The organism is Variovorax sp. PAMC26660 (assembly GCF_014302995.1).
In the GTDB taxonomy this organism is placed as follows: Bacteria; Pseudomonadota; Gammaproteobacteria; order Burkholderiales; family Burkholderiaceae_C; genus Variovorax.
The window spans coordinates 2,276,976-2,303,282 of sequence record NZ_CP060295.1 but is presented as its reverse complement, the minus strand read 5'-3'; the positions used below and the strand labels follow the sequence as shown (position 1 = coordinate 2,303,282).

The 26,307-nt window shown below is 66.3% G+C and carries 28 protein-coding genes; 12 read left to right on the top strand and 16 right to left on the bottom strand.

What is annotated here, in order from left to right; translation table 11 throughout:
- Positions 1 to 3 precede the first annotated feature (3 nt).
- A complete protein-coding gene (locus H7F35_RS11140) occupies positions 4 to 966 on the bottom strand; it encodes a tripartite tricarboxylate transporter substrate binding protein BugE (protein WP_187112918.1) in 963 nt (320 codons plus the stop codon).
- 110 nt (positions 967 to 1,076) lie between these two features.
- Here H7F35_RS11140 and H7F35_RS11135 point away from each other — a divergent pair, with 110 nt between their 5' ends.
- Complete coding sequence (locus tag H7F35_RS11135) at positions 1,077 to 2,003, top strand: LysR substrate-binding domain-containing protein (protein ID WP_187112917.1); 927 nt, start codon at positions 1,077 to 1,079, stop codon at positions 2,001 to 2,003.
- Between the two features lie 23 nt (positions 2,004 to 2,026).
- Here H7F35_RS11135 and H7F35_RS11130 read toward each other — a convergent pair whose 3' ends face one another.
- Positions 2,027 to 3,013 carry a tripartite tricarboxylate transporter substrate binding protein gene (locus H7F35_RS11130; RefSeq protein WP_410010774.1) on the bottom strand — a complete coding sequence of 329 codons (987 nt, stop codon included), beginning with the start codon at positions 3,011 to 3,013 and terminating at the stop codon, positions 2,027 to 2,029.
- A 3-nt stretch (positions 3,014 to 3,016) separates the two neighbouring features.
- Positions 3,017 to 5,974, bottom strand: coding sequence for a DNA topoisomerase III (locus H7F35_RS11125; RefSeq protein ID WP_187112916.1), 2,958 nt, complete (start codon positions 5,972 to 5,974; stop codon positions 3,017 to 3,019).
- 85 nt (positions 5,975 to 6,059) lie between these two features.
- On the opposite strand from H7F35_RS11125, the gene H7F35_RS11120 reads away from it, so the two are divergent.
- From H7F35_RS11120 to H7F35_RS11110, 3 genes are read left to right on the top strand one after another with little or no spacing between them, the layout of a single operon-like run.
- Positions 6,060 to 6,701 carry an SET domain-containing protein gene (locus tag H7F35_RS11120; RefSeq protein ID WP_187112915.1) on the top strand — a complete coding sequence of 214 codons (642 nt, stop codon included), beginning with the start codon at positions 6,060 to 6,062 and terminating at the stop codon, positions 6,699 to 6,701.
- Between the two features lie 2 nt (positions 6,702 to 6,703).
- Positions 6,704 to 7,522 carry a biotin--[acetyl-CoA-carboxylase] ligase gene (locus tag H7F35_RS11115; RefSeq protein WP_187112914.1) on the top strand — a complete coding sequence of 273 codons (819 nt, stop codon included), beginning with the start codon at positions 6,704 to 6,706 and terminating at the stop codon, positions 7,520 to 7,522.
- Positions 7,523 to 7,527: 5 nt separating this feature from the next.
- Complete coding sequence (locus tag H7F35_RS11110; protein ID WP_187112913.1) at positions 7,528 to 7,725, top strand: sporulation protein; 198 nt, start codon at positions 7,528 to 7,530, stop codon at positions 7,723 to 7,725.
- Between the two features lie 66 nt (positions 7,726 to 7,791).
- On the opposite strand, the gene H7F35_RS11105 is transcribed toward H7F35_RS11110, so the two are convergent.
- The 3 genes from H7F35_RS11105 to H7F35_RS11095 form a co-directional block, all read right to left on the bottom strand.
- Positions 7,792 to 9,237, bottom strand: a complete 1,446-nt coding sequence (locus tag H7F35_RS11105) for a sensor histidine kinase (RefSeq protein ID WP_187112912.1) — start codon at positions 9,235 to 9,237, stop codon at positions 7,792 to 7,794.
- A gap of 118 nt (positions 9,238 to 9,355) precedes the next feature.
- Positions 9,356 to 10,030: a response regulator transcription factor gene (locus tag H7F35_RS11100; RefSeq protein WP_093242554.1), complete on the bottom strand. Its 675-nt coding sequence runs from the start codon at positions 10,028 to 10,030 to the stop codon at positions 9,356 to 9,358.
- Positions 10,031 to 10,094: 64 nt separating this feature from the next.
- A complete protein-coding gene (locus H7F35_RS11095; protein WP_187112911.1) occupies positions 10,095 to 10,580 on the bottom strand; it encodes a MarR family winged helix-turn-helix transcriptional regulator in 486 nt (161 codons plus the stop codon).
- Positions 10,581 to 10,726: 146 nt separating this feature from the next.
- Here H7F35_RS11095 and recA point away from each other — a divergent pair, with 146 nt between their 5' ends.
- Genes recA through H7F35_RS11080 form a run of 3 tightly spaced genes read left to right on the top strand, consistent with a single transcriptional unit; the run spans position 10,727 to position 12,761 of the window.
- Positions 10,727 to 11,839 carry a recombinase RecA gene (gene recA, locus H7F35_RS11090; RefSeq protein WP_187112910.1) on the top strand — a complete coding sequence of 371 codons (1,113 nt, stop codon included), beginning with the start codon at positions 10,727 to 10,729 and terminating at the stop codon, positions 11,837 to 11,839.
- A 51-nt stretch (positions 11,840 to 11,890) separates the two neighbouring features.
- Positions 11,891 to 12,349, top strand: coding sequence for a recombination regulator RecX (recX, locus tag H7F35_RS11085; RefSeq protein WP_187112909.1), 459 nt, complete (start codon positions 11,891 to 11,893; stop codon positions 12,347 to 12,349).
- Positions 12,333 to 12,761 (top strand): SRPBCC family protein, encoded by a 429-nt coding sequence (locus tag H7F35_RS11080; protein WP_187112908.1) that lies wholly within the window; start codon positions 12,333 to 12,335, stop codon positions 12,759 to 12,761. The genes recX and H7F35_RS11080 overlap by 17 nt, the downstream gene beginning before the upstream one ends.
- 339 nt (positions 12,762 to 13,100) lie before the next feature.
- On the opposite strand, the gene H7F35_RS11075 is transcribed toward H7F35_RS11080, so the two are convergent.
- From H7F35_RS11075 to H7F35_RS11040, 8 genes are read right to left on the bottom strand one after another with little or no spacing between them, the layout of a single operon-like run.
- On the bottom strand, positions 13,101 to 14,210 hold the full coding sequence (locus H7F35_RS11075; RefSeq protein WP_187112907.1) for a mandelate racemase/muconate lactonizing enzyme family protein: 1,110 nt from the start codon (positions 14,208 to 14,210) through the stop codon (positions 13,101 to 13,103).
- Positions 14,211 to 14,215: 5 nt separating this feature from the next.
- Entirely contained in the window at positions 14,216 to 15,037 is an 822-nt protein-coding gene (locus H7F35_RS11070; RefSeq protein ID WP_187112906.1) for a transporter substrate-binding domain-containing protein, read from the bottom strand.
- A 38-nt stretch (positions 15,038 to 15,075) separates the two neighbouring features.
- Positions 15,076 to 15,804 carry an amino acid ABC transporter ATP-binding protein gene (locus H7F35_RS11065; protein WP_187112905.1) on the bottom strand — a complete coding sequence of 243 codons (729 nt, stop codon included), beginning with the start codon at positions 15,802 to 15,804 and terminating at the stop codon, positions 15,076 to 15,078.
- Positions 15,788 to 16,444 carry an amino acid ABC transporter permease gene (locus tag H7F35_RS11060; RefSeq protein WP_410010773.1) on the bottom strand — a complete coding sequence of 219 codons (657 nt, stop codon included), beginning with the start codon at positions 16,442 to 16,444 and terminating at the stop codon, positions 15,788 to 15,790. The genes H7F35_RS11065 and H7F35_RS11060 overlap by 17 nt, the downstream gene beginning before the upstream one ends.
- A gap of 13 nt (positions 16,445 to 16,457) precedes the next feature.
- Positions 16,458 to 17,141 carry an amino acid ABC transporter permease gene (locus H7F35_RS11055; protein WP_187112904.1) on the bottom strand — a complete coding sequence of 228 codons (684 nt, stop codon included), beginning with the start codon at positions 17,139 to 17,141 and terminating at the stop codon, positions 16,458 to 16,460.
- A 39-nt stretch (positions 17,142 to 17,180) separates the two neighbouring features.
- The gene (locus H7F35_RS11050) at positions 17,181 to 18,410 is read right to left on the bottom strand and encodes a UxaA family hydrolase (RefSeq protein ID WP_187112903.1); all 1,230 of its coding nucleotides are present in this window, start codon (positions 18,408 to 18,410) and stop codon (positions 17,181 to 17,183) included.
- Between the two features lie 15 nt (positions 18,411 to 18,425).
- Positions 18,426 to 18,755, bottom strand: a complete 330-nt coding sequence (locus H7F35_RS11045) for a UxaA family hydrolase (protein WP_187112902.1) — start codon at positions 18,753 to 18,755, stop codon at positions 18,426 to 18,428.
- Positions 18,756 to 18,766: 11 nt separating this feature from the next.
- Positions 18,767 to 19,426, bottom strand: a complete 660-nt coding sequence (locus H7F35_RS11040; protein ID WP_187112901.1) for an RraA family protein — start codon at positions 19,424 to 19,426, stop codon at positions 18,767 to 18,769.
- 223 nt (positions 19,427 to 19,649) lie between these two features.
- Between H7F35_RS11040 and H7F35_RS11035 the strand changes: the two genes are divergently transcribed.
- The 3 genes from H7F35_RS11035 to H7F35_RS11025 all read left to right on the top strand — a co-directional run bounded on the left by H7F35_RS11035 (position 19,650) and on the right by H7F35_RS11025 (position 22,666).
- Entirely contained in the window at positions 19,650 to 20,423 is a 774-nt protein-coding gene (locus H7F35_RS11035) for an SDR family oxidoreductase (protein WP_187112900.1), read from the top strand.
- Between the two features lie 3 nt (positions 20,424 to 20,426).
- Positions 20,427 to 21,752: an MFS transporter gene (locus tag H7F35_RS11030; protein WP_261803600.1), complete on the top strand. Its 1,326-nt coding sequence runs from the start codon at positions 20,427 to 20,429 to the stop codon at positions 21,750 to 21,752.
- Between the two features lie 68 nt (positions 21,753 to 21,820).
- Positions 21,821 to 22,666, top strand: coding sequence for an IclR family transcriptional regulator (locus H7F35_RS11025; RefSeq protein ID WP_187112899.1), 846 nt, complete (start codon positions 21,821 to 21,823; stop codon positions 22,664 to 22,666).
- Positions 22,667 to 22,687: 21 nt separating this feature from the next.
- Here H7F35_RS11025 and yiaA read toward each other — a convergent pair whose 3' ends face one another.
- Positions 22,688 to 23,125 (bottom strand): inner membrane protein YiaA, encoded by a 438-nt coding sequence (gene yiaA, locus H7F35_RS11020; RefSeq protein WP_187112898.1) that lies wholly within the window; start codon positions 23,123 to 23,125, stop codon positions 22,688 to 22,690.
- 113 nt (positions 23,126 to 23,238) lie between these two features.
- Between yiaA and H7F35_RS11015 the strand changes: the two genes are divergently transcribed.
- Entirely contained in the window at positions 23,239 to 23,967 is a 729-nt protein-coding gene (locus tag H7F35_RS11015; protein WP_187112897.1) for a hypothetical protein, read from the top strand.
- A gap of 36 nt (positions 23,968 to 24,003) precedes the next feature.
- Here H7F35_RS11015 and argC read toward each other — a convergent pair whose 3' ends face one another.
- Entirely contained in the window at positions 24,004 to 24,927 is a 924-nt protein-coding gene (gene argC / locus H7F35_RS11010) for an N-acetyl-gamma-glutamyl-phosphate reductase (protein WP_187112896.1), read from the bottom strand.
- Between the two features lie 205 nt (positions 24,928 to 25,132).
- Between argC and sucC the strand changes: the two genes are divergently transcribed.
- Complete coding sequence (gene sucC, locus H7F35_RS11005; protein ID WP_187112895.1) at positions 25,133 to 26,299, top strand: ADP-forming succinate--CoA ligase subunit beta; 1,167 nt, start codon at positions 25,133 to 25,135, stop codon at positions 26,297 to 26,299.
- Positions 26,300 to 26,307: the final 8 nt, after the last annotated feature.

Genomic DNA, 26,307 nt, shown 5'->3' with positions numbered 1-26,307 from the left:
CGTTCAGTCCAATCGGATGCGCGCGAAGGCGGCCACCTTCTTCATCTTCTCGATCTCGCTCGCGATCTGCTTGGTGAACTCGGCCGGCGTGGTGCCCGAGGCGTACAGCCCCTGCAGCGCCAGGCGCTCGCGCACCGAGTTGTCCTTCAGCGCGGTGACCACGGCCTGCTGCATGCGCAGCGCGATCTCGGGCGAGGTGCCAGCGGGCGCGACCATGCCGAACCACGACGGGGCGTTGTTGGCCGGGTAGCCCAGCTCGGCGTAGGTCGGCGTGTCGGGCAGCACGTCGAGACGGCCGCTCCAGGACACGGCCAGCGCCTTCAGCTTGCCCGACTTCACGTGCGGCAGCGACGACGCGACCTGGTCGAAGTACACCGGCACCTGGCCCGCGAGCACGTCGTTGATGGCCGGGCCCGCACCGCGGTAGGGGATGTGCACCATCGAGGTTCCGGTGCTGCTCTTGAACAGCTCGCCCCACATGTGGCCGATGGTGCCGTTGCCCGGCGAGGCGTACGACACCTTGCCCGGGTTGGCCTTCAGGTACTTCACCAGCTCGGCGAAGCTGGAGACCGGCAGCACGGCCGGATTGATGACGACCACGCCCGGTGCCTTCACCAGCTCGGTCACCGCGACGAAACCCTTGATCGGGTCGTAGGGCAGCTTCGCGTAGACGGCCGGGTTGACGCCGTGCGTGGACAGCGTGGCCACGCCGAAAGTCAGGCCGTCCGGGGTGGCGCGGGCCAGCTCGGCCATGCCGATGGAGCCGCCGGCGCCGGCGCGGTTGTCGATCACCACGGGCTGCTGGAGGATCTTGCCCAGGGGCTCGGAGAGCACGCGGGCCGTGATGTCGGTGGCGCCACCGGGCGGGAAGGGCACGACCAGGCGGATCGGCTTGCCTTGGGCAAAAGATATTCCTGGGATGACGGAAGCGGCGGCCAGTGTGGAAATGAAATGACGACGTTGCATGAGGTTCTTCCAATGAAACAGGGAGCGGTGGAGCGATTTGCTGCAGTACTCGAAGCAAAGGATATACCCGCTAACATTCTGATCTGGAATGTTTTAATGGGCATCTCGCCATGTCACTGCGTCGTCTCAACCCGCCTCTGAACCTGCTGCGCGCCTTCTCGACGGTGGTGCGCTTCGGTGGCGTCTCGCGCGCGGCCGAGGCGCTGCACCTCACGCAGGGCGCTGTCAGCAAGCAGGTGCAAGAGCTGGAACGCTGGATCGGCGCGCCGCTGTTCGAGCGCAGCCGCAAGCGGCTGGCGCTCACGCCTGCGGGGGAGCGCTACGAGAAAGCGGTGCGCGCCCTGCTCGCGCAACTGGAGGCGGCCACGCTGGAGCTGATTACCAGCGGCGACGGCGGTGGCGCGCTGCACCTGTCCACCCTGCCCACCTTCGGCGCCAAGTGGCTGATTCCACGGTTGCCCGATTTCCAGCGCCGCCATCCGCAGATCACGCTGCATTTCGTGCCCTTCGTGCATGGCTACGACTTCGAGCGGCCCGAACTCGACTGCGCCATCCTGTTCGGCGACGGCCACTGGCCCGGCGCCCGCTCGCACTACCTCGCGGGGCAGGACGTGGCGCTGATCGCGCCGCGCGCGGCGCAGGCCGAGGCCGTGATCAAGACCCCGCAGGACGTGGCCCGCTGCACGCTGCTTCGCCACGTGACGGTGCCGCAGTCGTGGGTGCAATGGAGCGAGGCGCACGGCGTGCGCGGGCTCGACCCGCTGGCGGGCCCGCAGTTCGACCAGTTCCAGACCATGATCCGCGCGGTGATGGTGGGCATGGGCGTGGCGCTGGTGCCGCGCTGCCTGGTGCAGGACGAAATTGCCTCGGGCCTGGTGGACGAGCCGTTGCCCGGCGGTGGCTACCGCGGCAACGAGGGCTACTGGTTCTGCTACCCCGAAGGGCGCGGCCAACTCGCCACGCTCGATCACTTCCGCAACTGGCTGCTGGCCGAAGTCGACCGCAGCGGGGAGGCAGCGGCGCCGGTCCTGCGCTGACCGGCATTTGCTGCGCGCGTTGATTACTCGGGCTTGGCGCCCGAAGCCTTCACCGCCGCACCCCAGAGCCCGATCTCGCTCGCCACGAAGCGGTCGAACTCGGGTCCGCTCGTGGGCGCCGGCTCGGAACCCCGGTCACGGATGAAGCGCGCCATCTGCTCGCTCTTCAATATGTCGGTCACCTCGTGGTTCAGCCGCGCCACGATCTCGGGCGGCGTGCCGCGCGGTGCCATCAGGCCGAGCCAGCCCACGGCCTCGAAGTTCTTCGTGCCCGCCACGCCGGACTCGCGCACGGTGGGCACATCGGGCAATTGCGACGAGCGCGTGGCCGACGTCACCGCGAGCGCAATCGCCTTGCCCGCCTTGATGTGCGGCAGCGCGGCCGTCACCGAATCGACCATCAGCGGAATCTGGTTGCCCAGAAAGTCCGACTGCGCCGGCCCGCTGCCCCGGTAAGGAATGTGCGTGATGAACACGTGCGCCGCTGATTTGTACATCTCCCCCGACAGGTGCTGCGTGCCGCCGATGCCGGCGCTCGCGTAGCTGAGCCGGCCGGGCTCGGCCTTCGCGCGCGCCGTGAGGTCGGCCAGCGTGCGGATGCCGCTTTCGGGCGTGGCCAGAAACACCAGCGGCACCTTCGCGATCAGCGAGATGCCGACCAGGTCCTTGCGCGGGTCGAAGCCCGGCTTGGCATACAGCGTCTGGTTCACCGCCATCGCGCTGCCAGCCACCACCAGCGTGTAGCCGTCGGGCGGCGCGCGCACCACGAACTCGGTGCCGATGTTGCTGCCCGCGCCAGCCTTGTTGTCGATGATCACGGGCTGGCCCAGTCGCTTGCCGAGCTGTTCGGCGAGTGCGCGGGCAAAGATGTCGGTGGCCTGTCCGGGCGGGAAAGGCACGACCAGCTTGACGGGCTTGTCAGGCCACGCGGCGGCGTGGGCCAGGCCCGCGCCGCCCGCCAGCATCGCTGCTGCCGCAGCCAGTGCGGCGGCAAGGTGACGGCGCTGCATGGCTCAGAGCGCCGAGAGGTGCTTGCCCACGATGCCGGCAAGCTCGAACATCGTCACCTGGTCCTTGCCGAACACAGGTTTCAGCTTGGCGTCGGCATTGATCGCGCGCTTGTTCTGCGCGTCCTGCAGGTTGTTGGCCTTGATGTAGTCCCACAGCTTCTTGATGACCTCGGTGCGCGCCACCGGATCGGCGCCGATCACCGCGGCCAGCGAGTCGCTGGGCTTCAAGCCCGTGCCCGGCTTGCGTGGCGTGGCCGCCTTCTTCGCGGCGGGTGCCTTCTTGGCGGCGGGCGTCTTCTTCGCTGCCACCTTCTTGGCGGCCGCGGTCTTTGCCGCTGGCTTGCCGAAGGTCTTGCGCGGCGGGAACTTGCTGCCGCCTTCACGCGGTGCGAACTCGAAGGTCACCTTGCCCTCTTCAGCATTCCACGTGAGGAAGGCCTTGAAGGCGCGGCGCGTGCGCATGCTCACGAACTTGTCGAGCAGGTCGGTCTTGCCGGTGGCGAGCAGCTTTTCCATCTGCGCGCGCTCCACCGGTTGCTGCAGGATGATCTTGCCGGTCTTGAAGGTGCAGCTGGGCGTCGGCTGCGCAGTGGTCGGCACCGACTTCTCGCAGACGTAGTTGCTGCCGTGGTCGAACACCGGCGCGCCGCACACCGGGCACGGGCCCACGGTGTCCTGCTCGCTGAAGTCGACGATCTCGCCGCTCTCGGCGTTCTTGTCGTCGCCGAAGTCGAACTCCAGCTTCCAGTTCTTCGCTTCCTCGTCGTACTTGATGACGATCTCCGAAGTGAAAGGCCAGCCGGCCTTGGAGCGGAAGCCGTCGATCGGGCCGATGTGCTTGTCGCGCAGCAGCGCCTCGGCCTCGGCCACCTCGAAGGTGCGCCCGGCCGGCGACTTGCCGAACGAGAAGCCGCAGGCGTCTTCGCCGGTGCCGGTCTTGCCGGTGCAGGCGTAGCGGCGGTAGTTTTCCTTCACCACGCCACCGCAATTGGGGCACGGCGTCTCGAGCGTGGCGTAGTCGCCCGGCACGGTGTCGCGGTCGTATTCCTTGGCCTTCTTGACGATGTGCTCGGTCATCGCCGCGATCTCGCGCATGAAGGCGTCGCGGCTGAGCGCGCCCTTTTCCATTTGCGCGAGCTTGTATTCCCATTCGCCCGTCAGCTCGGCTTTCGACAGTTCTTCCACGCCCAGGCCGCGCAGCAGCGTCATGAGCTGGAAGGCCTTGGCCGTGGGGATCAGCTCGCGGCCTTCGCGCAGCATGTACTTCTCGGCGATCAGCCCTTCGATGGTGGCCGCGCGCGTGGCTGGCGTGCCCAGGCCCTTCTCCTGCATGGCCTCGCGCAGCTCGTCGTCGTCGATGGTCTTGCCGGCGCCTTCCATGGCGCCGAGCAGCGTGGCTTCAGAGTAGCGCGCGGGTGGGCGCGTCTTCAGGCCCTTGATGTCGGCCGACTCGGTGTTGACGATCTCGCCCGGCTTCACCGGCACGAGGCGCTTGCCGTCCTTGTCGTCTTCCTTCTCGTCGTCCTGCGCTTCCTTGCCGTAGATGGCGAGCCAGCCCGGCTTGACCAGCACCTTGCCGTCGGTGCGGAACGGGTACTTCTTGCCGCCCTGCTCGACCGTGCTGATGCGCGTGGTCACCTGGTGCTCGGCGCTCGGGAAGAACACCGACAGGAAGCGGCGCACCACGAAGTCATACAGCTTCTGCTCGGCTTCGCTCAGGCCGCTGGGTGCCTGCAGCGTGGGGATGATCGCAAAGTGATCCGACACCTTGGCGTTGTCGAAGATGCGCTTGTTGGGCTTGACGTAGTTGCCGTCGACCGCCTGCTGGGCGAACGGCGCCAGGTGCTTCATGCCGCTGTTGGCGAGCATGCCCATGGTGTCCTTGACCACCGGCAGATAGTCTTCCGGCAGCGCGCGCGAATCGGTACGCGGGTAGGTCAGCGCCTTGTGGCGTTCGTACAGGCTCTGCGCCAGCGCGAGCGTGGTCTTGGCGCTGAAGCCGAAACGGCCGTTGGCCTCGCGCTGCAGCGAGGTCAGGTCGAACAGCGCGGGCGAGGCCTGCGTGGTGGGCTTGCTTTCTTCGGTCACCGTGGCGGGCTTGCCGCGCGCGGCATTGGCAATGGCCAGCGCGTCCTGCTCGTTCCACACGCGGTCGGCGCGCTGCTCGGGGTCGGGCTCGCCGTTGGCCTGCAGCGGCGCGTTGGCCTTCTTCCAGTTGGCGTCGAACCACTTGCCCGGATACTCGCCGGCCTCGGCCGCGAAGCTGCCGTGCACTTCCCAATAGTTGCGCGAGACGAACTTGCGGATCTGCTCCTCGCGCTCGACCACCACCGACAGCGTGGGCGTCTGCACGCGGCCCACGGTCGTCAGGAAGAAGCCGCCGTCGCGCGAGTTGAACGCCGTCATGGCGCGCGTGCCGTTGATGCCCACCAGCCAGTCGGCCTCGGAGCGCGAGCGCGCGGCGTCGGCCAGGCCCTGCATCTGCTTTTCGGTGCGCAACTGGTCGAAGCCGTCGCGAATGGCCTGCGGCGTCATCGACTGCAGCCACAGGCGCTTGACCGGCTTGCCCAGCGGCGTCTTGCCGCCGGCGTACTGCTCGATCAGGCGAAAGATCAGCTCACCCTCGCGGCCCGCGTCGCAGGCGTTGATGAGTTGCGTCACGTCCTTGCGCTTGGCCTGCTTGACCACGGCGTTCAGGCGCGTCTTTGTCTTGTCGACCGGCTTCAGGTCGAAGTGGGGCGGAATCACCGGCAGGTTGGCAAAGCTCCACTTGCCACGCTTGACGTCGAATTCCTCGGGCGCCTGGATCTCGACCAGATGGCCGACAGCGCTGGTCACGACATAGCTGTCGTTCTCGAAATGTTCGTCATGTTTGTCGAATTTGCCGGCCACCGGCGTGAGTGCACGGACGATGTCCTGTGCCACCGACGGCTTTTCTGCGATTACCAAAGTCTTTGTCATCTGAGGGCTCTCTATACTCTGCGGCTTCCCGCGTGCGCACGCGCACACGCGCATGTGTGCATATTCAAACTAACAGACTTCGGCGATGCCTTCCAAAACCCCACTTTCCGCCGGCCGCCGAATTCAGATGCGGCGCTCCGATGTTCATGGCAACGGCGTGTTCGCCGTGCAGGACCTGGCCGAAGGCGAAACGCTCATCGAATACAAGGGCGAGGTCATCAACTGGAAAGAGGCGCTGCGCCGCCATCCGCATGACCCGACGCAGCCCAACCACACCTTCTACTTCCACATCGATGACGGGCGTGTGATCGACGGCAACGTCAAGGGCAACGACGCGCGCTGGATCAACCACTCGTGCGAGCCGAACTGCGAAGCCGATGAAACCGATGGCCGCGTTTTCATCAAGGCGCTGCGCAACATCTCCGCGGGCGAAGAACTCAACTACGACTACGGCCTGGTCATCGACGAGCCGTACACGCCCAAGCTCCTGTCCGAATTTCCCTGCTGGTGCGGCTCCGAGCAGTGCCGCGGCACGCTGCTGACGCCCAAGGACGAAGACGAAGAGAAGAAGAAAAAGAAGAAGGCGAAGAAAAAGGCTGAAAAGAAAAAGGCCGAAAAGAAGGAAGCCAAGAAGGCTGACAAGAAGGCTGACAAGAAGGCCGGGAAAAAAGCCGACAAGAAGGCGGACAAGAAATCCGCCAAGAAAGACAAGTCCGACAAGGACTGAGCATGAACAGCCGCAGCACCACGGCCGCCTGGTTCGAAGACCGGATCGCAGCAGCGGTCGCGCCGCTGCTGCCGGGCTTCACGGTCGAGGCCGTGGCCGAGGTCGATTCGTCCAACACCGAGCTGATGCGCCGTGCGCGCGCCGGCCGCACCGAGCCCGTGCTGCTGGTGGCCGAGCGCCAGACGGCAGGACGCGGCCGCCTCGGTCGCCCCTGGCAAAGCGCGCCGCAGCAAGAGGTCGCTGCCTCGCTCACCTTTTCGCTGGGCCTGCCGCTGGCGCCCGCGGACTGGTCGGGCCTGTCGCTCGCCGTCGGTGTCAGCGTGGCCGAAAGCCTCGACCCGACGGGCGAACACAAGATCGGGCTCAAGTGGCCCAACGATGTGTGGGTCAACGACAGCAAGCTGGTCGGCATCCTGATCGAGACCGCGATGCCGCAGGCCGCGCGGCAGGACGGGCAGCGCTACGTCGTGATCGGCATCGGCATCAACATCGGCGCGCGCGAAGGCGACGGCATGCGCACGCCGCCCGCGTGGCTGCGCCAGTGGCGGCCCGAGGCGAGCGCGCCCGAGGTGCTGCGCGAGATGGCCGAGCCGCTGGTGCGCACCGTGCTGGCCTTCGAGAAAGGCGGCTTCGCGCCATTCGCCGAACGCTTTGCCGCGCGCGACGTGCTGCGCGGGCGCGAGGTGGTGCTGAGCGACGGCACCGCCGGCCTGTGCGAAGGCGTGGCCTGGGGTGGCGAGTTGCAGGTGCGCACCGACGCCGGCCTGCAACTGATCACCAGCGACGAAGTGAGCGTGCGCCCTCGCGGCATGGCCTTCTGACGCGGATGAAATTGCGCCTGGTACTCGTCGCCCTGCTGCTGGCCAACGCCGGCTACTTCCTGTGGGCGCGCGGTGATCTGGTCGGTTTCGGCCTGGCCCCGGCCGGCCTCAACGAGCGCGAGCCGCAACGGCTTGCGCGGCAGATCCGGCCCGAGTGGCTGCAGATCCGCAAGGAACCCAAGGTCAGCGCACCCGCGCCCTGATCCACCCGAGCCGGCACCGCGCGCGAGCATGCGCCGCACTGGCACTGCACTTTTCAGCGGACAGGCTCACTCCAGGTGCTCGCCCTCGAAGCGCACCGTGAAGAGCGCTCCCGGCGAATGCTTGCCGGGGTGCGCGTCTTCGAGCTTCACCTGCGCGCGGTGCTGGTTGGCAATCTCGCGCACGATCGGCAGGCCCAGCCCCGAGCCGTCGGCCTCGTTGCCGAGCACGCGGTAGAAGGGCTCGAACACCAGCTCGCGGTCGGACTCCGCGATGCCCGGGCCGTTGTCTTCCACCTGCAGCAACAGCACATGGCCGAAGGGGTCGGCCAGCACGCGCACGGTGATCCGGCCGGGTCGTTCGGGGGGCGCCGAGGGCGTGTAGTTGAGCGCGTTGTCGACCAGGTTGCGCACCAGCTCCTTGAGCAGCGTCGGGTTGCCGTCGAACATGACGCCGGGCGCACCCGTCTGGGCGCCCTCGTAGCCCAGGTCGATGCGCTTTTCGATCGCGCGCGGCACGGCCTCGCGCACCACCTCGATGGTGAGCCGCGCCAGGTCGCAGGGCTGCTGGTGGGTCATGGCGCTGGTGCCTTCGGCCCGCGCGAGCGACAGCAACTGGTTCACCGTGTGCGTGGCGCGCACGCTGGCGCGGCCGATCTGCTTGAGCGACTGCTTCAGCTCGTCGGCATTGGCGCCTTCGCGCTGGGCCAGGTCGGCCTGCATGCGCAGGCCCGCCAGCGGCGTCTTGAGCTGGTGCGCCGCATCGGCCAGAAAGCGCTTTTGCGTGTCGATGGAATCGTTGAGCTTGTTCAGCAGCTCGTTCACCGACGACACCAGCGGCACCACTTCGAGCGGCACCGAAGATTCGTCGAGCGGGCTCAGGTCGCCGGGGCGCCGTTCGCGAATGCGCGCCTCCACCACCGACAGCGGCTTGATGCCGCGCACCAGCGCCAGCCAGATCAGCAGCACCGCCAACGGCAGGATCGCGAACTGCGGCAGCAGCACGCCCTTGATGATCTCGGCGGCGAGCACCGACTGCTTCTCGCGCGTCTCCGCCAGTTGCAGCAGGCTGGCCGGCACCTCTTCGCGGCCGCTGGCGATCCAGAGCGAGGCCACGCGCACCGGCTTGCCGTGGACCTCGCTGTTGTGCAGCAGCACGACGTTCGGGCCCGGCGGCTCGTCGACATTGGGATGCGGCAGATCGCGCTCGCCGCCGAGCAGCGCGCCGTGGCCGTCGACCAACTGGTAGTACACGTGGCCGGCATCGTCGGCCCGAAGGATCTCGCGTGCCGATTGCGACAGCGCGAACTGCGTTTCGCCCTCCTTCACCGTCACCAGTTCGGCCAGCGCCTTGATGTTGTGTTCGAGCGCGCGGTCGAAGGGCGCGTTGGCGATGCCCTGCGCCACCAGCCAGGTGACGCCGATGCTCACCGGCACCAGCAGCAGCAGCGGCGTGAGCATCCAGTCGAGGATTTCGCCGAACAGGGAGCGCTGGGCGCGCTGGAACAGCTTCACTTGACTCGCCCCCGGGCTTCGCGCACTTCGTGTCGCCCCGCCAACCCTCTACCGGTGGCAATGCCGCTTGCGGCGCGGCGAAGCCGGTTCCGCGGCATTTCCCGCAGGTACGGGCACATCAGGACTGGATCTTTTCCAGGCAGTAGCCCAATCCGCGAACGGTCGCGATGCGCACCGGCCCCTTCTCGATCTTCTTGCGCAGCCGGTGGATGTAGACCTCGATGGCGTTGAGGCTCACCTCTTCGCCCCATTCGCACAGCCGGTCGACCAACTGGTCTTTGCTGACCAGCCGGCCGGCGCGCTGCAGCAGCACTTCGAGCAGGCCGAGTTCGCGAGCCGACAGCTCGATCATCTTGCCGTCGATGGTGGCCACGCGGCCGGCCTGGTCGTAGACCAGCGGGCCGTGGCGGATCGCGTTGCTGGTGGTGCCCATGCCGCGCCGCGTGAGGGCGCGCACGCGTGCTTCGAGTTCCTGCAGGCTGAAGGGCTTGGCCATGTAGTCGTCGGCGCCATGGTCCAGGCCTTTCACGCGCTCTTCCACGCTGTCGGCTGCGGTCAGCACCAGCACCGGCAGTTGCGAGCCGCGCGCGCGCAGGCGCTTGAGGATCTCGATGCCGTGCAGGCTGGGCAGCCCGAGGTCGAGGATCAGCAGGTCGAATTCGTCATGGGTCATGAGCGCGGTGTCGGCCTGCGAGCCGTTCGCCACGTGGTCGACCGCCGCGCCCGAAGTGCGCAGGCTGCGCAGCAGGGCATCGGCCAGCACCTGGTCGTCTTCGGCAATCAGAATTCTCATGTGCCACCTCCGGCCGGTTCGGGCGCCGCGCCGGCGCCGTTCGCATTTGTCTCTCAGGCGGAGTCTAGCCCGCTGTGTAGGCTTCCAGTCCGATGGTTACCACGGTGGCGATGTCATCGCCGACGCTGCTGCGGAACTCGCGCTCGGCCTGCGTCACCGCGCTGCGGAAGGCGTCGAGCCAGGCCAGGCCGTCGGTGGTGAAGAGCACGCGGCGCGCGCGCGCATCGAGCGGATCGGGCCCGCGCGTGACCAGCCCCCAGGCCTCGCACTGGTCGACCAGCGCGCCCATCGCCTGCTTGGTCATGCCGGCGCGCTCGGCCAGCTCGGTCAGGCGCGAACCCTCGCGCGCCAGGTGCCGCGTGATGTGCACGTGCGCGGCGCTCACCTGGGCGCGGGCGGCGAGGTTCGACAGGGCCAGCGGCACGTCGAGGTCGTGCGCCATCAGTGCCAGCACGCGCTCGTCGAAGCGGCGCATCGCATGGCCCAGCAGACGGCCCAGGTGGGTCTGCCGCCAGGCATCGGGATCGGTCGGGAAAGCGGCTTCGGACATGGCGCCGAATGGTAAAGCAAACTGACCAAAAAATGAGTTTACTCAAAACAACCAGCCTCTACACTACTGTTCAAGCATCCAGCCTGTGGTTAAAAGCAGATGGATGAAACCGAACACCAACCGTTGATTTTCAAGGAGATTTCCACATGGACGCAGTCGTCAAGGGCGCAAGCATCTCGGTCGCCAACAGTGAAAAGGCCAAGGCCCTGCAGGCCGCGCTGGCCCAGATCGAAAAGCAGTTCGGCAAGGGCACGATCATGCGGCTGGGCGAAGGTGAAGCGCTCGAAGACATCCAGGTGGTCTCCACCGGCTCGCTGGGCCTGGACATCGCCCTGGGCGTCGGCGGCCTGCCGCGCGGCCGTGTGATCGAAATCTACGGCCCGGAATCCTCGGGCAAGACCACGCTCACGCTGCAGGTCATCGCCGAAATGCAAAAGCAGGCCGGCACCTGCGCTTTCGTCGACGCCGAACATGCGCTCGACGTGCAGTACGCCCAGAAGCTCGGCGTGAACCTGTCCGACCTGCTGATCAGCCAGCCCGACACCGGCGAGCAGGCGCTCGAAATCGTCGACTCGCTGGTGCGCTCGGGCGCCGTCGACCTGATCGTCATCGACTCGGTCGCCGCGCTCACGCCCAAGGCCGAAATCGAAGGCGAAATGGGCGACTCGCTGCCCGGCCTGCAGGCCCGCCTGATGAGCCAGGCGCTGCGCAAGCTCACGGCCACGATCAAGAAGACCAACTGCATGGTCATCTTCATCAACCAGATCCGCATGAAGATCGGCGTGATGTTCGGCTCGCCCGAAACCACCACCGGCGGCAATGCGCTGAAGTTCTACGCCTCGGTGCGCCTGGACATCCGCCGCATCGGCACCATCAAGAAGGGCGACGAAGCCATCGGCAACGAAACCAAGGTGAAGGTGGTGAAGAACAAGGTCAGCCCTCCGTTCAAGACGGCGGAGTTCGACATCCTGTTCGGCGAGGGCATCAGCCGCGAAGGCGAAATCATCGACATGGGCGTCACCGCCAAGATCGTCGACAAGTCGGGCGCCTGGTACGCCTACAACGGCGAAAAAATCGGCCAGGGCCGCGACAACGCCCGTGAGTTCCTGCGCGAGAACCCCGAGCTGTCGCGCGAGATCGAGAACAAGGTGCGCGAGTCGCTGGGCATTCCGCTGCTGGCCGCCGATGCCGGTGCAGAGCCCGAAAAGGCCGAGAAGCCCGCCAAGGCGCCGAAGGCCGACAAGGCAGCGGCAGAGTAAGTTCGACGGCGGCCCTTCGCAAGTTGCGCGGGCCGCGCGAGCGACCCCCGCATGGCTTTCGCAGCCCCTTCCCTCAAAGGCCGCGCGCTGCGGCTCCTGAGCCAGCGCGAGCATTCGCGCGCGGAGCTGGAGCGCAAGCTGGCCAAGCATGAAGAAGAGCCCGGCACGCTGGCCCGCGCGCTCGACGAACTGGCCGCCAAGGATTTCATCAGCGAGCCGCGTGTGGTGGCTTCGGTGCTGAACCAGCGCGCCGCCCGCTCGGGCGCGTTGCGGGTGCGGCAGGAGTTGCAGGCCAAGGGCATTGCGCCCGAGGCCATCGCCGAAGCGGTGGCCGGCTTGCAAGACACGGAAGTCGAACGCGCCACGGCGCTGTGGCGTCGCCGCTTCGACGCAGCGCCCGCTGACGCCAAGGAGCGGGCCAAGCAAATGCGGTTTCTGCTGGCGCGCGGTTTTTCGGGCGCGGTGGTGGCCAAAGTCCTCAGGAGCGACTTCGATGAAGCAGACGAATGAAGACCTCACCGTGCAGTCCCGCGTCGTCACGCAGCGCGTGGCCTGCGAATGGCGTCGCGCTTATGCGTTGGCTGCCGATCCGGCGCGCTTGCCTGATTGGGCGAGCGGCCTGGCCAAGAGCGCACTGGTTCGCTACGGCGACCACTGGATTGTGAAAACGCCCGAGAGCGGTGACGCTCACATGCGTTTTGCGCCGTCCAACGACTTTGGCGTTCTTGATCACTGGGTCGCGCCTGAAGGTGTGCCTGAGGTCTACCTGCCGTTTCGAGTGATCGGCGTGGCGCCGGGCGCTTGTGAGTTGCAGTTCACGCTGTTGCGCCAGCCGCACATGGACGATGCAGCCTTTGAGCGCGATGCGGAATGGATTGCGCGTGACCTGCAGGCGCTGCGGCATCTGCTTGAAGCTGGCTGACTCGGCCTTTTGGAGGCTGTTCATGGGCCGGGCGCGTTCTTGGCGCTGCTGTTCGGGGCGGGTGCATTCAGGGCGAGTGCGAATGACACCGGGTGCTCCCCTGTGCGAATGTCCCCCGCTTCGCTCCTCCTTTATTTCGCTGCGGGGAGCACCCGGTGCCATTCGCACAAGGGCACGCTGCTGGTGATCGCCGATCAACAAGTGCTCTGAGCGCTCACGTCGATACGGGGCTCTTTTTCGCGAAATAAAGGAGGAGCGAAGCGGGGGACATTCGCGAAAAAGAGCACCGTGTCGGCGTGAGTGCCGCCCTGAACAGCAGCACCCCAACGCCAAACAAGCTCAGCCGCGAACCACAATCGGCGCGAACTTGCGCCGCGCCTTGAGCTGATCGACGTCCCACTCAATGCCGAGCCCCGGCGTCTCAGGTGCCACCGCATGGCCATCCTCGATACGCAGCCGGCTCGTGGTCAGGTCGTCGAGCTGCGGGATGTATTCGACCCAGCGCGCATTCGGCACCGCCGCGCACAGGCTCACATGCAGCTCCATCAGGAAGTGCGGACACATCGCGATGTTGTGGGCTTCGGCCAGATGCGCAATCTTCAGCCATGGCGTGATGCCGCCCACACGCGCCACGTCGGCCTGCACGATGGAGCAAGCGCCCTGCTGGATGTATTCGGCGAACTGCGACGGGTGGTACATCGACTCGCCCACCGCGATCGGTACGCTGGTGCTGGCCAGCAGTTGCGCATGCCCGCGCACATGTTCGGCCGGCATCGGCTCCTCGAACCATGCGAGATCGAGCAGCGCGTACTGGCGCGCACGGCGAATGGCTTCGGCCACGGTGAAGCTCTGGTTGGCATCGACCATCAGCTCGAAATCAGCGCCGACCGCCTCGCGCACGGCCGACAGGCGCGCAATGTCCTGCGCCACATGCGGCTTGCCGACCTTGATCTTCGCGCCGAGAAAACCGTCGGCCTTGGCTGCGAGCGTCTGCTCGACCAGTTGCGCCGGCTCGATGTGCAGCCAGCCGCCTTCGGTGGTGTAGACCGGTACGCGCGACTGCGCACCGCCGGCCAGTCGCCACAGCGGCAGGTTGACGGCACGCGCATTGCGGTCCCACAGCGCGGTGTCGATGGCCGCCAGAGCCAGGCTGGTGATGGCGCCGACCGCGGTGGCGTGCGTGTGGAAGAACAGGTCACGCCAGATCGCCTCGTACTGCTGCGGATCGCGCCCGATCAGGCGTGGCACCAGATGGTCGTGCAGCAGCGCCACGATGGACGAGCCGCCCGTGCCTATGGTGTAGGTGTAGCCCGTGCCCACCGAGCCGTCGTCGCAGCGCACGGTGACCATCACGGTCTCCTGCGTCACGAAGGACTGGATGGCGTCGGTGCGCTTGACCTTGGGCGCAATGTCGATCTGCGCGATCTCGACCTGGTCGATCTTGGCCATCGTGCTCAACCCGCGTTGCGCGTCACTTCGACCGGCAGGTCGGCGCCGTGGAACTTCTTGTAGATGGTGTTCAGCTCGCCGCTCTTGAGCTGCGCCTTCACGAAGTCGTCCAGCTTGGCCTTCAGCCGGGGCTCGTTCTTGCGCATGCCGATGGCCATCATGTTGATCTTCATCGTGAACTTCGGCTCCATCTGCTTGGCCGGGTTCTTCTCGTTGATGGTCTTCAGGAGCGGTGGCGCGGTGGCGAAGATGTCGGCCTGGCCGCTGATGACGGCGGTGATCGAGGTGGCGTCGTCGTCGAAGCGCACGATCTGCGTGCCGGCCGGCGCGGCCTTGGTGAGTTCCTGGTCGTTGGTGGTGCCACGCGTGGCAATCACCTTCTTGCCGGCCAGGTCCGCAGGGCCGGTGATGGTCATGCTTTTCGGCGCGCCGACCACGGCCAGGATGGCGGCGTAGGGCACCGAGAAATCAACGACCTTCTCGCGCTCGGGCGTGACCGACATGCTCGAGATCACGATGTCGGCCTTGTCGGTCTGCAGGAACGGGATGCGGTTGGCGCCGGTGGTCTGCACGATCTCCAGCTCCACGCCCAGGCTCTTGGCCAGCAGGCGCGCGGTCTCGACGTCGGAGCCGGTGGCGTTGAGTTTTTCGTCCTTCAGGCCGTACGGCGGCACGGCCAGGTCGATGGCCACGCGGATCTTCTTGGCGGCCGTGATGGTGTCGAGCTGGTCGGCATGCGCCGTGCCGCCGATGAAGGCAAGCGGCAGGGCCAGCGCAAGGGCGGAAAGCAGTGCGCCGCGGCGCTGGGCAAAGAGAGAGCGGGTCATCGAAGGTCTCCTGGAGTTGTGAAGATGGGCGCCGGCGCTCAGAGCCCGGTGCCTAGGAAGTGCTGCAGCTCGGGCGTTTGCGGGTGGCTGAGGATGCTGGCGTCGCCCTCTTCCCATACCAGCCCCTGGTGCATGTAGATGATCTTGTCGGCCACGCCGCGCGCGAAGGCCATCTCGTGCGTCACGAGGATCATGGTCATGCCTTCGGACGCGAGCTTTTCCATCACCTTGAGCACTTCGCCGGTGAGCTGCGGGTCGAGCGCGGAAGTCACTTCGTCGAACAGCATGAGCTGTGGCTTCATCGCGAGCGAGCGCGCGATGGCCACACGCTGCTGCTGGCCGCCCGAGAGTTGTTCGGGGTAGGCGTCGGCCTTCTCGGCCAGGCCCACGCGTTCGAGCACTTCCATCGCGATGGCGTTGGCTTCGGAGGCGCCGATCTTTTTCACCGACTGCGGTGCGAGCGTGATGTTCTGCTTGACCGTGAGGTGCGGGAACAGGTTGTAGCTCTGGAACACGATGCCCACGTCCTTGCGCAGCGCGCGCAGGTTCAGGGCCGCATCGTGCACCGCATGGCCGCAGCACTGGATGGTGCCGCTGTCGATGGTTTCGAGCCGGTCGATGCAGCGCAGTGCCGTGCTCTTGCCCGAGCCGCTCTGGCCGATGATGGCCACCACCTGGCCGCGCTCGACCGAGAACGACACGCCCTTGAGCACATGCAGCTTGCCGAAGTGCTTGTGGACGTCGTTGAGTTCAACCACGGGCTGCATTGAGCTTCCTTTCAAGGGCGCGGCTCCACCGCGAGAGCGGGTAGCAAAGAATGAAATAGAGAACCACCGCGCACCCGAAATACAGGAAGGGCTGGAAGGTCGAGTTGTTCAGCACCTTGGCGTTGTAGGACAGCTCGGCATAGCCGACCACCAGCGACGCGATCGATGTGTTCTTGATGATCTGCACCATGAAGCCCACGGTGGGCGGCGTCGCGATGCGCAGCGCCTGCGGCAGGATCACGCGGCGCATGCGCTCCCAGCGCGTGAGCGCCAGGCACTCGGCGGCTTCCCACTGCGCGCGCGGCACCGCCTGGATACAGCCGCGCCAGATCTCGCCGAGGAAGGCGCTGGCGTAGACGGTGATGGCCAGCGCCGCCGCGGCCAGTGCCGGCACCGAGCCGATGCCGGCGATGTTGGGGCCGAAGAAGCACACGCCCATCAGCACCAGCAGCGGGGTGCCCTGGATGACCTGGATGTAGCCCGCGGCCGCCACGCGCACTGCCTTGACCGGCGACACGCGGGCCAGCGCCACCGCGAGCCCGATCAGCCCGCCGCCGACAAAGGCCAGCGCCGAAAGCTGCACCGTGCCCCAGGCACCCAGAAGGAGAAAGCCGAAGTGATCGGCCGGCATGAATGTCATGACGCGGCGCCTTTCACAGCGGCGTGCCGAGCTTGCGCCGGCGCGGGAAGATCAGCATGGCCAGCAGCCAGAAGCCCAGCCGCATGGCGTACGACAGCACGAGGTACACCACCCACAGCACGATGAAGATCTCGAAGTTGCGGAAGGTGTCCGACTGGATGCGGTTGGCCACGCCGAACAGTTCTTCCGCGCCGATCGACGACATGATGCTGGAGGCCAGCATCAGCAGCACGAACTGGCTGGCAAGCGCCGGATACACCCGCTCCACGGCCGGGCGCAGGATCACGTGCCAGAACACCTGCAGCTTGGAAAGCCCAAGGCATTGCGCGGCTTCGAGCTGGCCCTTGTGGATCGACTCGATGCCCGCGCGGATGATCTCGCAGCTGTAGGCGCCGATGTTGACCACCAGCGCCAGCACCGCGCCCACCATGATCGGCATGGTCACGCCCGCGCTCGACAGGCCAAAGATCAGAAAGTAGCTCTGGATCAGCAGCGGCGTGTTGCGGATCGCCTCCACATAACCACCCGTCAGGCCGCGCAGCCAAGCGTGCGGGCTGTTGCGTCCGAGTGCGCAGACGGTGCCCAGCGCAAAGCCCAGCACGGTGGCGACGAAGGACAGTTGCACGGTCGTCCATGCGCCTTCCAGCAGCAGCGGCCACTGCGCGAGCACGGGTGCGAAATCGAACTGGTAGTTCAAGCAATCTCCTTCGGGGAATCGTTCGCAGGAGTGGCCGGCTCAGGCCGCACGAGCCAGGGGCATGCAGGACGGACCGAGGGGCTCGAAGGCCTTGTAGGTCAGGATGAATTCGCGATGGCCCAGGCCTTCGGACTTGGTGGCCGCGCCGTTGGCGACGTCGCGCACCGCATCGAAGATTTCCTGCCCGACTTCCTGCAGCGTGCCGCGCCCTTCGAGGATGCGGCCGGCGTCCACGTCCATGTCTTCGGCGAGCTGGCGGTAGGTGTCGGGATTGGCGCAGACCTTGATGACCGGCGAGATCGCCGAACCCACCACCGAGCCGCGTCCGGTGGTGAAAAGGATGAGGTGCGCGCCGCAGGCGATCAGCTCGACGATCTCGGCGTTGTCGCTGATGTTCGGAAAGCCGAAGCGCGGCTCGCCATCGGGCACCACGTCGAGCAGGTAGAGGCCGCCCTGCGGCGGCACGTCGCCGGGCTTGACGATGCCGTTGATCGGCGAGGCGCCGCTCTTGGCATAGGCACCCAGCGATTTCTCTTCAATGGTCGAAAGGCCGCCGTCGGCGTTGCCCGGCGCGAAGCTGCCGTGACCCATGATGCTGTAGTAGCGCGCGGCCTTGTTCACGCACTCGACGATCGCATCGCCGAGTTCCGGCGTGGCGGCGCGTCGCTTCATGTGGAATTCGCAGCCGATCAGCTCGCCGGTTTCCTCGAAGATGCAGCGCGCGTCCTGCGCGATCAACAGGTCGAAGGCGCGGCCCACGGCCGGGTTGGCGGTGATGCCGCTGGTGCCGTCGGAGCCGCCGCAGATGGTGCCGACGATGAGTTCGTTCATGGCCATCGGCACGCGCCCCTGCTGCGCGAGTTCGGCCAGCGCCCATTCGACCCATTCGGTGCCTTCGCGGATCGTGCTGCGGGTGCCGCCCTTCTGCTGGATGGTCAGCGTGTGCACCGGCCGGCCCGAGGCCGCGATGGCCTGTTCGAGCTTGCGCTTGTTCATGCTTTCGCAGCCCAGCGAGATCAGCAGCGCCGCGCCCACGTTGGGGTGCGTGGTGATCGCCGTCATCATGCGCTCGGCGTACTCGTTGGGGTAGCAGCCCGGGAAGCCGACGAGGTGCACTTCGACATCGCCTTGCTGATGGCGGAAGTTCAGCGTGATCTCGCGCGCGACGTGGTGCGCGCACTCCACGAGATAGGCGACGACCACCACGTTGCGTATGCCCTTGCGGCCATCGGCGCGCAGGTAGCCGTGGAGCGGGTTCGTTGAGCTCATGAGGGTGTCGTCGCTTCAGGCATGGCCGACGAAGGTGTGGCCCTCGTCCAGCGTGTAGGTGGGGGTGTAGTCGCTGTCGAGGTTGTGCGTGTGGATGTGCTCGCCGGCCTCGACCGGAATGCGCAGGCTGCCGATGACGGCGCCGTACTTCAGCACCTTCTCGCCCGCGGCGATGGCGCGACGCGCGAGCTTGTGGCCCAGGCCGATCTCGCGCGGCAGCGTGGCGCTGCCGCCTTCGAGCTGCACCACGGTGCCGGCTGCGAGGTGGCTGCAGGCGATCAGGCAGTTGTCCTCGGGCGAGAGCAGCACGAGCCGGGAGTCGAGGGGTTGCTGAAGGGCGCTCACGGTTCGATGCCTCAGAACTTGCGGTACTTCAGGTAGGCCTCTTGCGGATCGGTGCCCGCGAGGATGGCGGTGCGCACGAGGTTCTCGCGGCCCATCATGTGTTCGGCCTCGGTGACGATGGCTTCGGCCTGCGCGAGCGGGATGCAGATCACGCCGTCGGTGTCGGCCAGCAGCAAGTCGCCCGGGTTCACGGTGACTTCGCCGATGCGCACGGGCACTTCCATCGCGTCGGGCAGCCAGTAGCCGACGACGTCGCGCGGCGTGAAGTAGCGATGCCAGACCTGGAAGCCTTGGGCAATGATGAATTCGGCATCGCGCACGCCGCCGTCGGCGATCACGCCCAGCACGCCCTTGCGCCCGAGTGTTTCGGCGGACAGCTCGCCCATGTGCGAGACCGTCGAGTCGTTGGGCTGGATCACCGCGATGTGGCCCGGTTTGGCGCGCGAGAGAAAACCGGTCCAGGCCATCAGCGTTTCATGCGGGTCGACGGTGGGATCGACGCGGCCGCTCACCGTGAAGGCTGGGCCGCAGATCTTCTGGCCGGCGATCAGCGGGCGCAGTGTGGGCGGCAGCGTGAAGTCGCGCAGACCCATGGCGCGCATGACGTCGTGAAGGATGCCGGTGTAGCAAGCCTGGAGCCGGGGCAGCAGCGAATCGGTCGTGGTGGTCATGTCTCTTGTTTTCTTAGATAAAACTAGATTTCAGCATTTAGGCTAACAGGACGGACTGTTTTTGATGCTGGGGTTTGCGCCTGTTTACGGGTAAATACCAATGAGAAAGGCGCAATTGGAGGCCTTTGGCAAGCTCCAAATCCCAAGGCCTTGGCGTACATTTGATTTCATAGATGAAATGAAAATTTCACCAGCACTCAAACCACACCAAGGACACCGCAACATGAGCAACCGCGTTCAGGGAAAAAACATCCTCGTCACCGCCGCCGGCAAGGGCATCGGCCGCGCCAGCGCACTCGCACTGGCCCGTGAAGGCGCTGCCACCGTGTGGGCCACCGACGTGGACGAAGCCGCGCTGGCCGAACTCGCCGCACTGGCGCGCGAAGAAGGGCTGACCGGCCTGAAGACCGCATCGCTCAACGTGCGCGACAGCGCCGCGCTGCAGGCCTTCGCGCAGACCGCCGGACGGCTGGACGTGCTTTTCAACTGCGCCGGCTTCGTGCACAGCGGCAACATCCTGGCCTGCGAGGAAGCCGACTGGGACTTCAGCATGGACCTCAACGTGAAGTCGATGTACCGCGCCATCCGCGCCTTCCTGCCCGCGATGCTGGAGCACGGCGGCTCGATCATCAACATGGCCTCGGCCGCGTCGAGCGTGAAGGGCGTGCCCAACCGTTTTGTCTACGGTGCGTCGAAGGCTGCCGTCATCGGGCTGACCAAGGCGGTGGCGGCCGACTTCATCCAGCAGGGCATCCGCTGCAACGCGATCTGCCCAGGCACAGTCGAATCGCCCTCGCTGCGCGATCGCATCGCGGCGCAGGCCGAGCAGGCCGGCGCCGACGAGGCCACGGTGCGCGCCGCGTTCGTCGCGCGCCAGCCGCTGGGCCGTGTCGGCCGGCCGGAGGAAATTGCCGCGCTGGTGGTGTACCTGGCATCGGACGAGTCGGCCTTCACGACCGGCACCACCCACATGATCGACGGCGGCTGGTCGAACTGAGCCATGAGCAACTCATCCATGGCCGGGTCCGCCGTGCTGGCGGACGGCTCGGCGGCCGAGGACGCCATCTACCGCAAGGTCGGCTGGCGCGTACTGCCGCTGCTGGTGGTGTGTTTCATCTTTGCGTACTTCGACCGCGTCAACATCAGCTTTGCCAAGCTGCAGATGCAGGGCGACCTGAGCCTTTCGGATGCTGCCTACGGGCTCGGGGCCAGCATCTTCTTCGTGGGCTACTTCATCTTCGAGGTGCCCAGCAACATCATCATGCATCGCGTGGGTGCCAAGCGATGGATCGCCCGCATCATGATCACCTGGGGGCTGGCCTCCACCGGGATGATGTTCGTGCAGTCGGAGACCTCGTTCTACATCCTGCGCTTCCTGGTGGGCGCGGCGGAAGCGGGCTTCCTGCCGGGCGTCATCCTGTACTTCACCTACTGGTTCCCGGCCCGGCGGCGCGCGCGCATCAACGCCTGGTTCATGACCTCGATCGCGATCTCGGGCGTCATCGGCGGGCCGCTGGCCGGCTGGATCATGACCCGCTTTGCGGGCGTGAACGGCTGGGCCGGCTGGCAGTGGCTGTTCCTGCTGGAGGGGTTGCCGACGATCCTGCTGGGGCTGGTGGTGTTGCTCCTGCTGGACAACCGCATCGAGGACGCGAAGTGGCTGAGCCATGACGAAAAGCGCCTGCTGCGCGCCAACGTCGACGCGGAAGCCGGCCAGGCCGAGCACAATTTCCTGGCGGCCCTGCGCCAGCCGGGCACGGCACTGCTGGCGCTGATCTACATGTTCATGTTGATGGGCCTGTACGGCCTGACCTTCTGGATGCCGCAGCTCATCAAGAACACCGGCATCACAGACCCGCTGAACATCGGGCTGCTCACCGCCATTCCCTATGCGGCTGCGGGCATCGCGATGGTGCTGATCGGCGCCAGCTCGGACCGCTCCGGCGAGCGCCGCTGGCACCTCGGCCTGACCGTGGCCGTGGGCGGGCTTGGCTACATCTGCAGCGCCTACTTCGGCGCGTCGACCGGGCTGGCAATGGCCGCGCTGACGGTGGCGGCCGTGGGCGTGATCGGCTGCCTGCCGGTGTTCTGGACGCTGCCGCCGAAGTTTCTGACAGGCACGGCTGCTGCAGGCGGCATTGCGCTGATCAACTCCATCGGCAACCTCGGCGGCATCATCAGCCCGTACATGGTGGGCAAGGTGCATGACATGACCGGCAGCACGCAGGTCGGCCTGTACGTGATCGCTGCCGTGACGCTGCTCGCCGCCGCGCTCATCCTGTTCGCCCTGCCGCGGCAGATTGCCGGAAAGGACCGCGTGGGCTGATGCGCCGCCCGGCTTCGCCCGAAGCCGGCCTGCCATGCGTGTACGCTTGAAGCGCCATGAATCCAAAGATGTCGAGCAGCCCTGAAGAACCATTGATCGAAGCCCCGTCGTCCGAGCCGGAAGACGGACTGGACGCCGGCCCGCGCTATTCGGCGCCGGCCCTCGAAAAGGGGCTGGACATCCTGGAGGTGCTGGCCGACAGCGTCGCCGGCTGCACGCTCAACGAGCTGGCGCAGAAGGTGGGCCGCAAGGTCAGCGAGATCTTCCGCATGGCGGTGACGCTGCAACGGCGCGGCTACGTGCAGGTCGACGAGAACGACCGCTACACGCTCACGCTGCGGATGTTCGAGCTGGCCCATCGCCAGCAGCCGCTCAAGAGCCTCGTGAGCGTGGCGCTGCCGCTGCTGCGCGAGCTGGCCAACCGGGCGCGCCAGTCCTGCCACCTGGCCATGTACCAGGGCGGGCGCGTGGTCGTCATCGCCCAGGTCGAGAGTCCGGAGCGCTGGTCCTTCGGCCTCAAGGTGGGGGTGGTGATGGGGCTGACGGACACCTCCTCGGGCCATGTGCTGCTGGCGTTCCGCGACGAGATCGACCGCGCCCGCATGCTGCGCGCCCACATTGGCGTGGAAGGCGAACTCGACATGGACCCCGGCGAGCTGTTCTCGATCCTGCAGGAGGTGCGAGCGCGCGGCTACTCGGCAATGCCGAGCAAGCAGACGCGGGGCATCACCAACATCGCGTTCCCGGTGATGGGTGTGGCCGACCATGTCATCGCGTCCATCAACGTGCCGTACATCGAGCGCATCGACCAGAAGGCCGGCCCCGACGTGACGCAGGTGCAGGAGATCGCCGGCAACATTGCGGCACGCCTGTCGGCGCTGATGGGCGCCAGCGGCTACAACGACAACGAGTAGCGCGGCTGGCGCAAAGGGGCTTCAGCCCGCGTCGGGAATGTCGTCGCTTGCGGGTTGGTCGCTCTTGTACGAGGCGATGTCGCGCACGTTCTTCTGCACGGCCACTGCGCCGAACAGGCTCAGCAGGAAGGCCATGCCGTAGAAGCCCTTCTCGCTGTTGGCCAGCGTGGCATTGAACAGGCCGACGGCGAGCAGCGCCACCGACAGCAGCAGCGAGATCCAGCACAGGCCGTAGTAGATGGCGGTGACGGGCGTGCCTTCGAGCTTGTCGCGCACAGTCTTTTGCAGCGACACCGCGGCGAACAGGCCGTACATCAGGATGGTGAAGTAGTAGCCCTTTTCGTTGAGCTGCATCGTGGCGTTCCACAGCCCGATCAGGTAGACGACGGCACCGGCGAGCAGCGCGGCCCAGGAGGCGGCGACGAACGCCCCGGTCGGTTTCTGGAATTTGGTGGCCATGAAGTCCTCCTCGTGTTGGTTGGAGTGCGATTATGGTGTGGGCGCCGATGGCATGATCGTCGGCGACCGGCCCCGCACGGGGCGGCTTTCAAAAATAACCGGAGGAGCTTTTCATGTCATCGGAACCAGCCAGCCAGCCGTCCCTCGTTCGCACCGGCGCCAAGGCCGGTCTTGCCTTCGCGGGATCGGTCATCAAGGGCGGCCTGCTCGGCGTGATTCTGGGCGGCGGCGTTTTCGTCTTCTACCTGAGCCAGTTGCAGGGGCCGGGCAATCCGGCGGCGCGTGCCGGCGGGTTCGGCGCCATCGTCGCGCTGTTCACCTCGCCGCCGCTGATGGTGGCCGTTCTGCTGTTCTTGTTTGTGGGCGTCTACGTGATGCTGGGTGTGGCGCAAGGCCGCGCACGCGCCATGCAGCATCTGGTGGCGGCACGCGGCGAGGTCGTGGCGCAGAAGTTGGGTGGCGCCATCGCGGGCCGCATCGAGGCCATGCCGCGCACCCACGGCACACTGCAGCGCGCGGCCGACTGGCTGTCGGTCGACGCGTTGAGCAAGCAGCTTGCGCCGGTGCTGGGTGAAGGCAAGGCGGCGCGGTCGGTGGTTTCGTTCGTGCTGAACCGGCTGCCGATGAGCGAGATGCTCGCCGAGTGGCAGGAAAGCCGTGCCGCGCAAGGCGAATCGGCCGCCGGCGAAGATGCCGCGCCAGACCCGGCGCTGCGCGCCCTGCTCACGCGCCGCATCAACGAGACGCTGCAGGACATGGCGACGCCGTCGCGCAAGCCGCTGTACATCGCGCTGGGCGCGCACGTGGCGCTGCTGGGCGTGGGCCTGTGGCTGGTTAACTGACCAACTGACTGACGCTGAAGCGAAGGGGCGTGGCGCTCAGAGCGCCAGCATCAGCTTCAGGTTTTGCACCGCGGCGCCGCTGGCGCCCTTGCCGAGGTTGTCCAGGCGAGCGATCACCACGGCATGGCGGTGGTCCTCGTTCGGGAACACGCGGATCTCCAGCAAATTGGTGTCGTTGAGCGCCAGCGCATCGAGCTTCCCGTCTTCCGTGGGCGGCAGAACCTTCACGAACTGTTCAGGCGTGTTGCTCTTGGCATAGTGCGCGGCCAGCGCGTCCTGCAGGTCACCGGCCTTCGGCTTGCCGGGCAGCAGGTCGAGGTGCAGTGGCAACTGGACCAGCATGCCCTGCTTGAAATTGCCCACCGATGGAATGAAGACCGGCCGGCGGGTCAGGCCCGTGTAGGCCATGATTTCGGGAATGTGCTTGTGCTTCAGGCCCAGCGCGTAGGTCTCGAAAAGCGGCGCCTCGTCTTTTTCGTAGGCCTCGATCATGGTCCGGCCGCCGCCCGAATAGCCGCTCACGGAAGGCAGCGAAATCGGGAAGTCGACCGGCAGCAGGCCCGCATCGACCAGCGGGCGCACCATGGCGATGGCGCCGGTGGCGTAGCAGCCGGGGTTGCCGACGCGGTCGGCCTGGGCCACGGCCTGCCAGTGGCCGGCCACCAGTTCGGGGAAGCCGAACACCCATCCGGGTGCGATGCGGTGCGCCGTGGAGGCGTCGATGATCTTGGGCTTCTTGCCGGGCAATTGGTCGATCAGCGCGACGGATTCGCGCGCCGCGTCGTCATGCAGGCACAGCACCACCAGGTCGACGCCGGCCATCAGGCCGCGCTTGGCATTCACGTCTTTTCGCAGCTCCGGCGCGATGCTCACGAGCTCGATTTGCGGCATCGTTTGAAGCCGTTCGCGAATCTGCAGGCCGGTGGTACCGGCTTCGCCGTCGATGAAAACCTTGGCCATGATGGGAGTGTGCTGAGGGGGAGCTAGAAGAAAGTACGTATTGACCGCAACCCCACGTACAGTATTGGTGCGGCGCACCATGATACAGTCCGCGGTTGTTCGCCGCCCCCAGCCGTCAGGCTGCCGTCGCCCGCGAACAACAGAGCACAAACACTCTCACCCCTATCCCCCGTTCTCAACCTCCTCCTTCCGAGAGACATCCCTCATGAAGATTCACGAGTACCAAGGCAAGGAAATCCTTGCCAAGTTCGGCGTGCCGGTGCCGCGCGGCATTCCGGCATATACGGTCCAGGAGGCGGTCGAAGCCGCCCAGAAGCTTGGAGGCCCGGTCTGGGTCGTCAAGGCCCAGATCCACGCGGGTGGCCGCGGCAAGGGCGGCGGCGTCAAGGTCGCCAAGTCGATCGAAGACGTCAAGAAGCTGGCCGGCGAAATCCTCGGCATGCAGCTCAAGACCCACCAGACCGGCCCCGAAGGCCAGAAGGTGCGCCGCCTCTACATCGAAGATGGCGCCGACATCAACAAGGAATACTACATTTCGGCCGTGACCGACCGCGCCACCCAGAAGGTGGCCTTCATCGCTTCGAGCGAAGGCGGCATGGACATCGAGGAAGTGGCCCACTCCTCGCCCGAGAAGATCATCACGGTGTTCGCAGACCCCGAAAAGGGCCTGACCGACGAACAGGCCAAGCAGATCGCCGACGGCATCGGCATGCCGGCCGATTCGACCGCGCAAACGGTCGACATCCTCAAGAAGCTCTACGCCTGCTACATGGAGACGGACGCCTCGCTGGTCGAGATCAACCCGCTCAACCGTGACAGCAAGGGCAACGTCATGGCGCTGGACGCCAAGTTCAACTTCGACAGCAACGCGCTGTTCCGCCACCCCGAAATCGTGGCCCTGCGCGACCTTGACGAAGAAGACGCGGCCGAAGTCGAAGCCTCGAAGTTCGACCTTGCCTACATCTCGCTGGACGGCAACATCGGCTGCCTGGTGAACGGTGCCGGCCTGGCCATGGCCACCATGGACACCATCAAGCTGTTCGGCGGCGAGCCGGCCAACTTCCTGGACGTGGGCGGCGGTGCCACCCCCGAGAAGGTCACGGAAGCCTTCAAGATCATGCTGAAGAACAAGAACGTGGAAGCGATCTTGGTCAACATCTTCGGCGGCATCATGAAGTGCGACACCATCGCCACCGGCGTGATCGCGGCCTGCAAGGCCGTGAACCTGCAAGTGCCGCTGGTCGTGCGCATGAAGGGCACCAACGAAGTCGAAGGCAAGAAGCTGCTGGCCGATTCGGGCCTGCCGATCATCAGCGCCGACACCATGGCGGACGCGGCCCAGAAGGTCGTCGCAGCAGTCAAGAAGGCCTAAGGAAAAAG

Coding starts and splice junctions, on each gene's coding strand:
- H7F35_RS11140 (WP_187112918.1), bottom strand. CDS start 966: ATGCAACGTCGTCATTTCATTTCCACACTGGCCGCCGCTTCCGTCATC.
- H7F35_RS11135 (WP_187112917.1), top strand. CDS start 1,077: ATGTCACTGCGTCGTCTCAACCCGCCTCTGAACCTGCTGCGCGCCTTC.
- H7F35_RS11130 (WP_410010774.1), bottom strand. CDS start 3,013: ATGCAGCGCCGTCACCTTGCCGCCGCACTGGCTGCGGCAGCAGCGATG.
- H7F35_RS11125 (WP_187112916.1), bottom strand. CDS start 5,974: ATGACAAAGACTTTGGTAATCGCAGAAAAGCCGTCGGTGGCACAGGAC.
- H7F35_RS11120 (WP_187112915.1), top strand. CDS start 6,060: ATGCCTTCCAAAACCCCACTTTCCGCCGGCCGCCGAATTCAGATGCGG.
- H7F35_RS11115 (WP_187112914.1), top strand. CDS start 6,704: ATGAACAGCCGCAGCACCACGGCCGCCTGGTTCGAAGACCGGATCGCA.
- H7F35_RS11110 (WP_187112913.1), top strand. CDS start 7,528: ATGAAATTGCGCCTGGTACTCGTCGCCCTGCTGCTGGCCAACGCCGGC.
- H7F35_RS11100 (WP_093242554.1), bottom strand. CDS start 10,030: ATGAGAATTCTGATTGCCGAAGACGACCAGGTGCTGGCCGATGCCCTG.
- H7F35_RS11095 (WP_187112911.1), bottom strand. CDS start 10,580: ATGTCCGAAGCCGCTTTCCCGACCGATCCCGATGCCTGGCGGCAGACC.
- recA (WP_187112910.1), top strand. CDS start 10,727: ATGGACGCAGTCGTCAAGGGCGCAAGCATCTCGGTCGCCAACAGTGAA.
- recX (WP_187112909.1), top strand. CDS start 11,891: ATGGCTTTCGCAGCCCCTTCCCTCAAAGGCCGCGCGCTGCGGCTCCTG.
- H7F35_RS11080 (WP_187112908.1), top strand. CDS start 12,333: ATGAAGCAGACGAATGAAGACCTCACCGTGCAGTCCCGCGTCGTCACG.
- H7F35_RS11075 (WP_187112907.1), bottom strand. CDS start 14,210: ATGGCCAAGATCGACCAGGTCGAGATCGCGCAGATCGACATTGCGCCC.
- H7F35_RS11070 (WP_187112906.1), bottom strand. CDS start 15,037: ATGACCCGCTCTCTCTTTGCCCAGCGCCGCGGCGCACTGCTTTCCGCC.
- H7F35_RS11065 (WP_187112905.1), bottom strand. CDS start 15,804: ATGCAGCCCGTGGTTGAACTCAACGACGTCCACAAGCACTTCGGCAAG.
- H7F35_RS11060 (WP_410010773.1), bottom strand. CDS start 16,444: ATGACATTCATGCCGGCCGATCACTTCGGCTTTCTCCTTCTGGGTGCC.
- H7F35_RS11050 (WP_187112903.1), bottom strand. CDS start 18,410: ATGAGCTCAACGAACCCGCTCCACGGCTACCTGCGCGCCGATGGCCGC.
- H7F35_RS11040 (WP_187112901.1), bottom strand. CDS start 19,426: ATGACCACCACGACCGATTCGCTGCTGCCCCGGCTCCAGGCTTGCTAC.
- H7F35_RS11035 (WP_187112900.1), top strand. CDS start 19,650: ATGAGCAACCGCGTTCAGGGAAAAAACATCCTCGTCACCGCCGCCGGC.
- H7F35_RS11030 (WP_261803600.1), top strand. CDS start 20,427: ATGAGCAACTCATCCATGGCCGGGTCCGCCGTGCTGGCGGACGGCTCG.
- H7F35_RS11025 (WP_187112899.1), top strand. CDS start 21,821: ATGTCGAGCAGCCCTGAAGAACCATTGATCGAAGCCCCGTCGTCCGAG.
- yiaA (WP_187112898.1), bottom strand. CDS start 23,125: ATGGCCACCAAATTCCAGAAACCGACCGGGGCGTTCGTCGCCGCCTCC.
- H7F35_RS11015 (WP_187112897.1), top strand. CDS start 23,239: ATGTCATCGGAACCAGCCAGCCAGCCGTCCCTCGTTCGCACCGGCGCC.
- argC (WP_187112896.1), bottom strand. CDS start 24,927: ATGGCCAAGGTTTTCATCGACGGCGAAGCCGGTACCACCGGCCTGCAG.
- sucC (WP_187112895.1), top strand. CDS start 25,133: ATGAAGATTCACGAGTACCAAGGCAAGGAAATCCTTGCCAAGTTCGGC.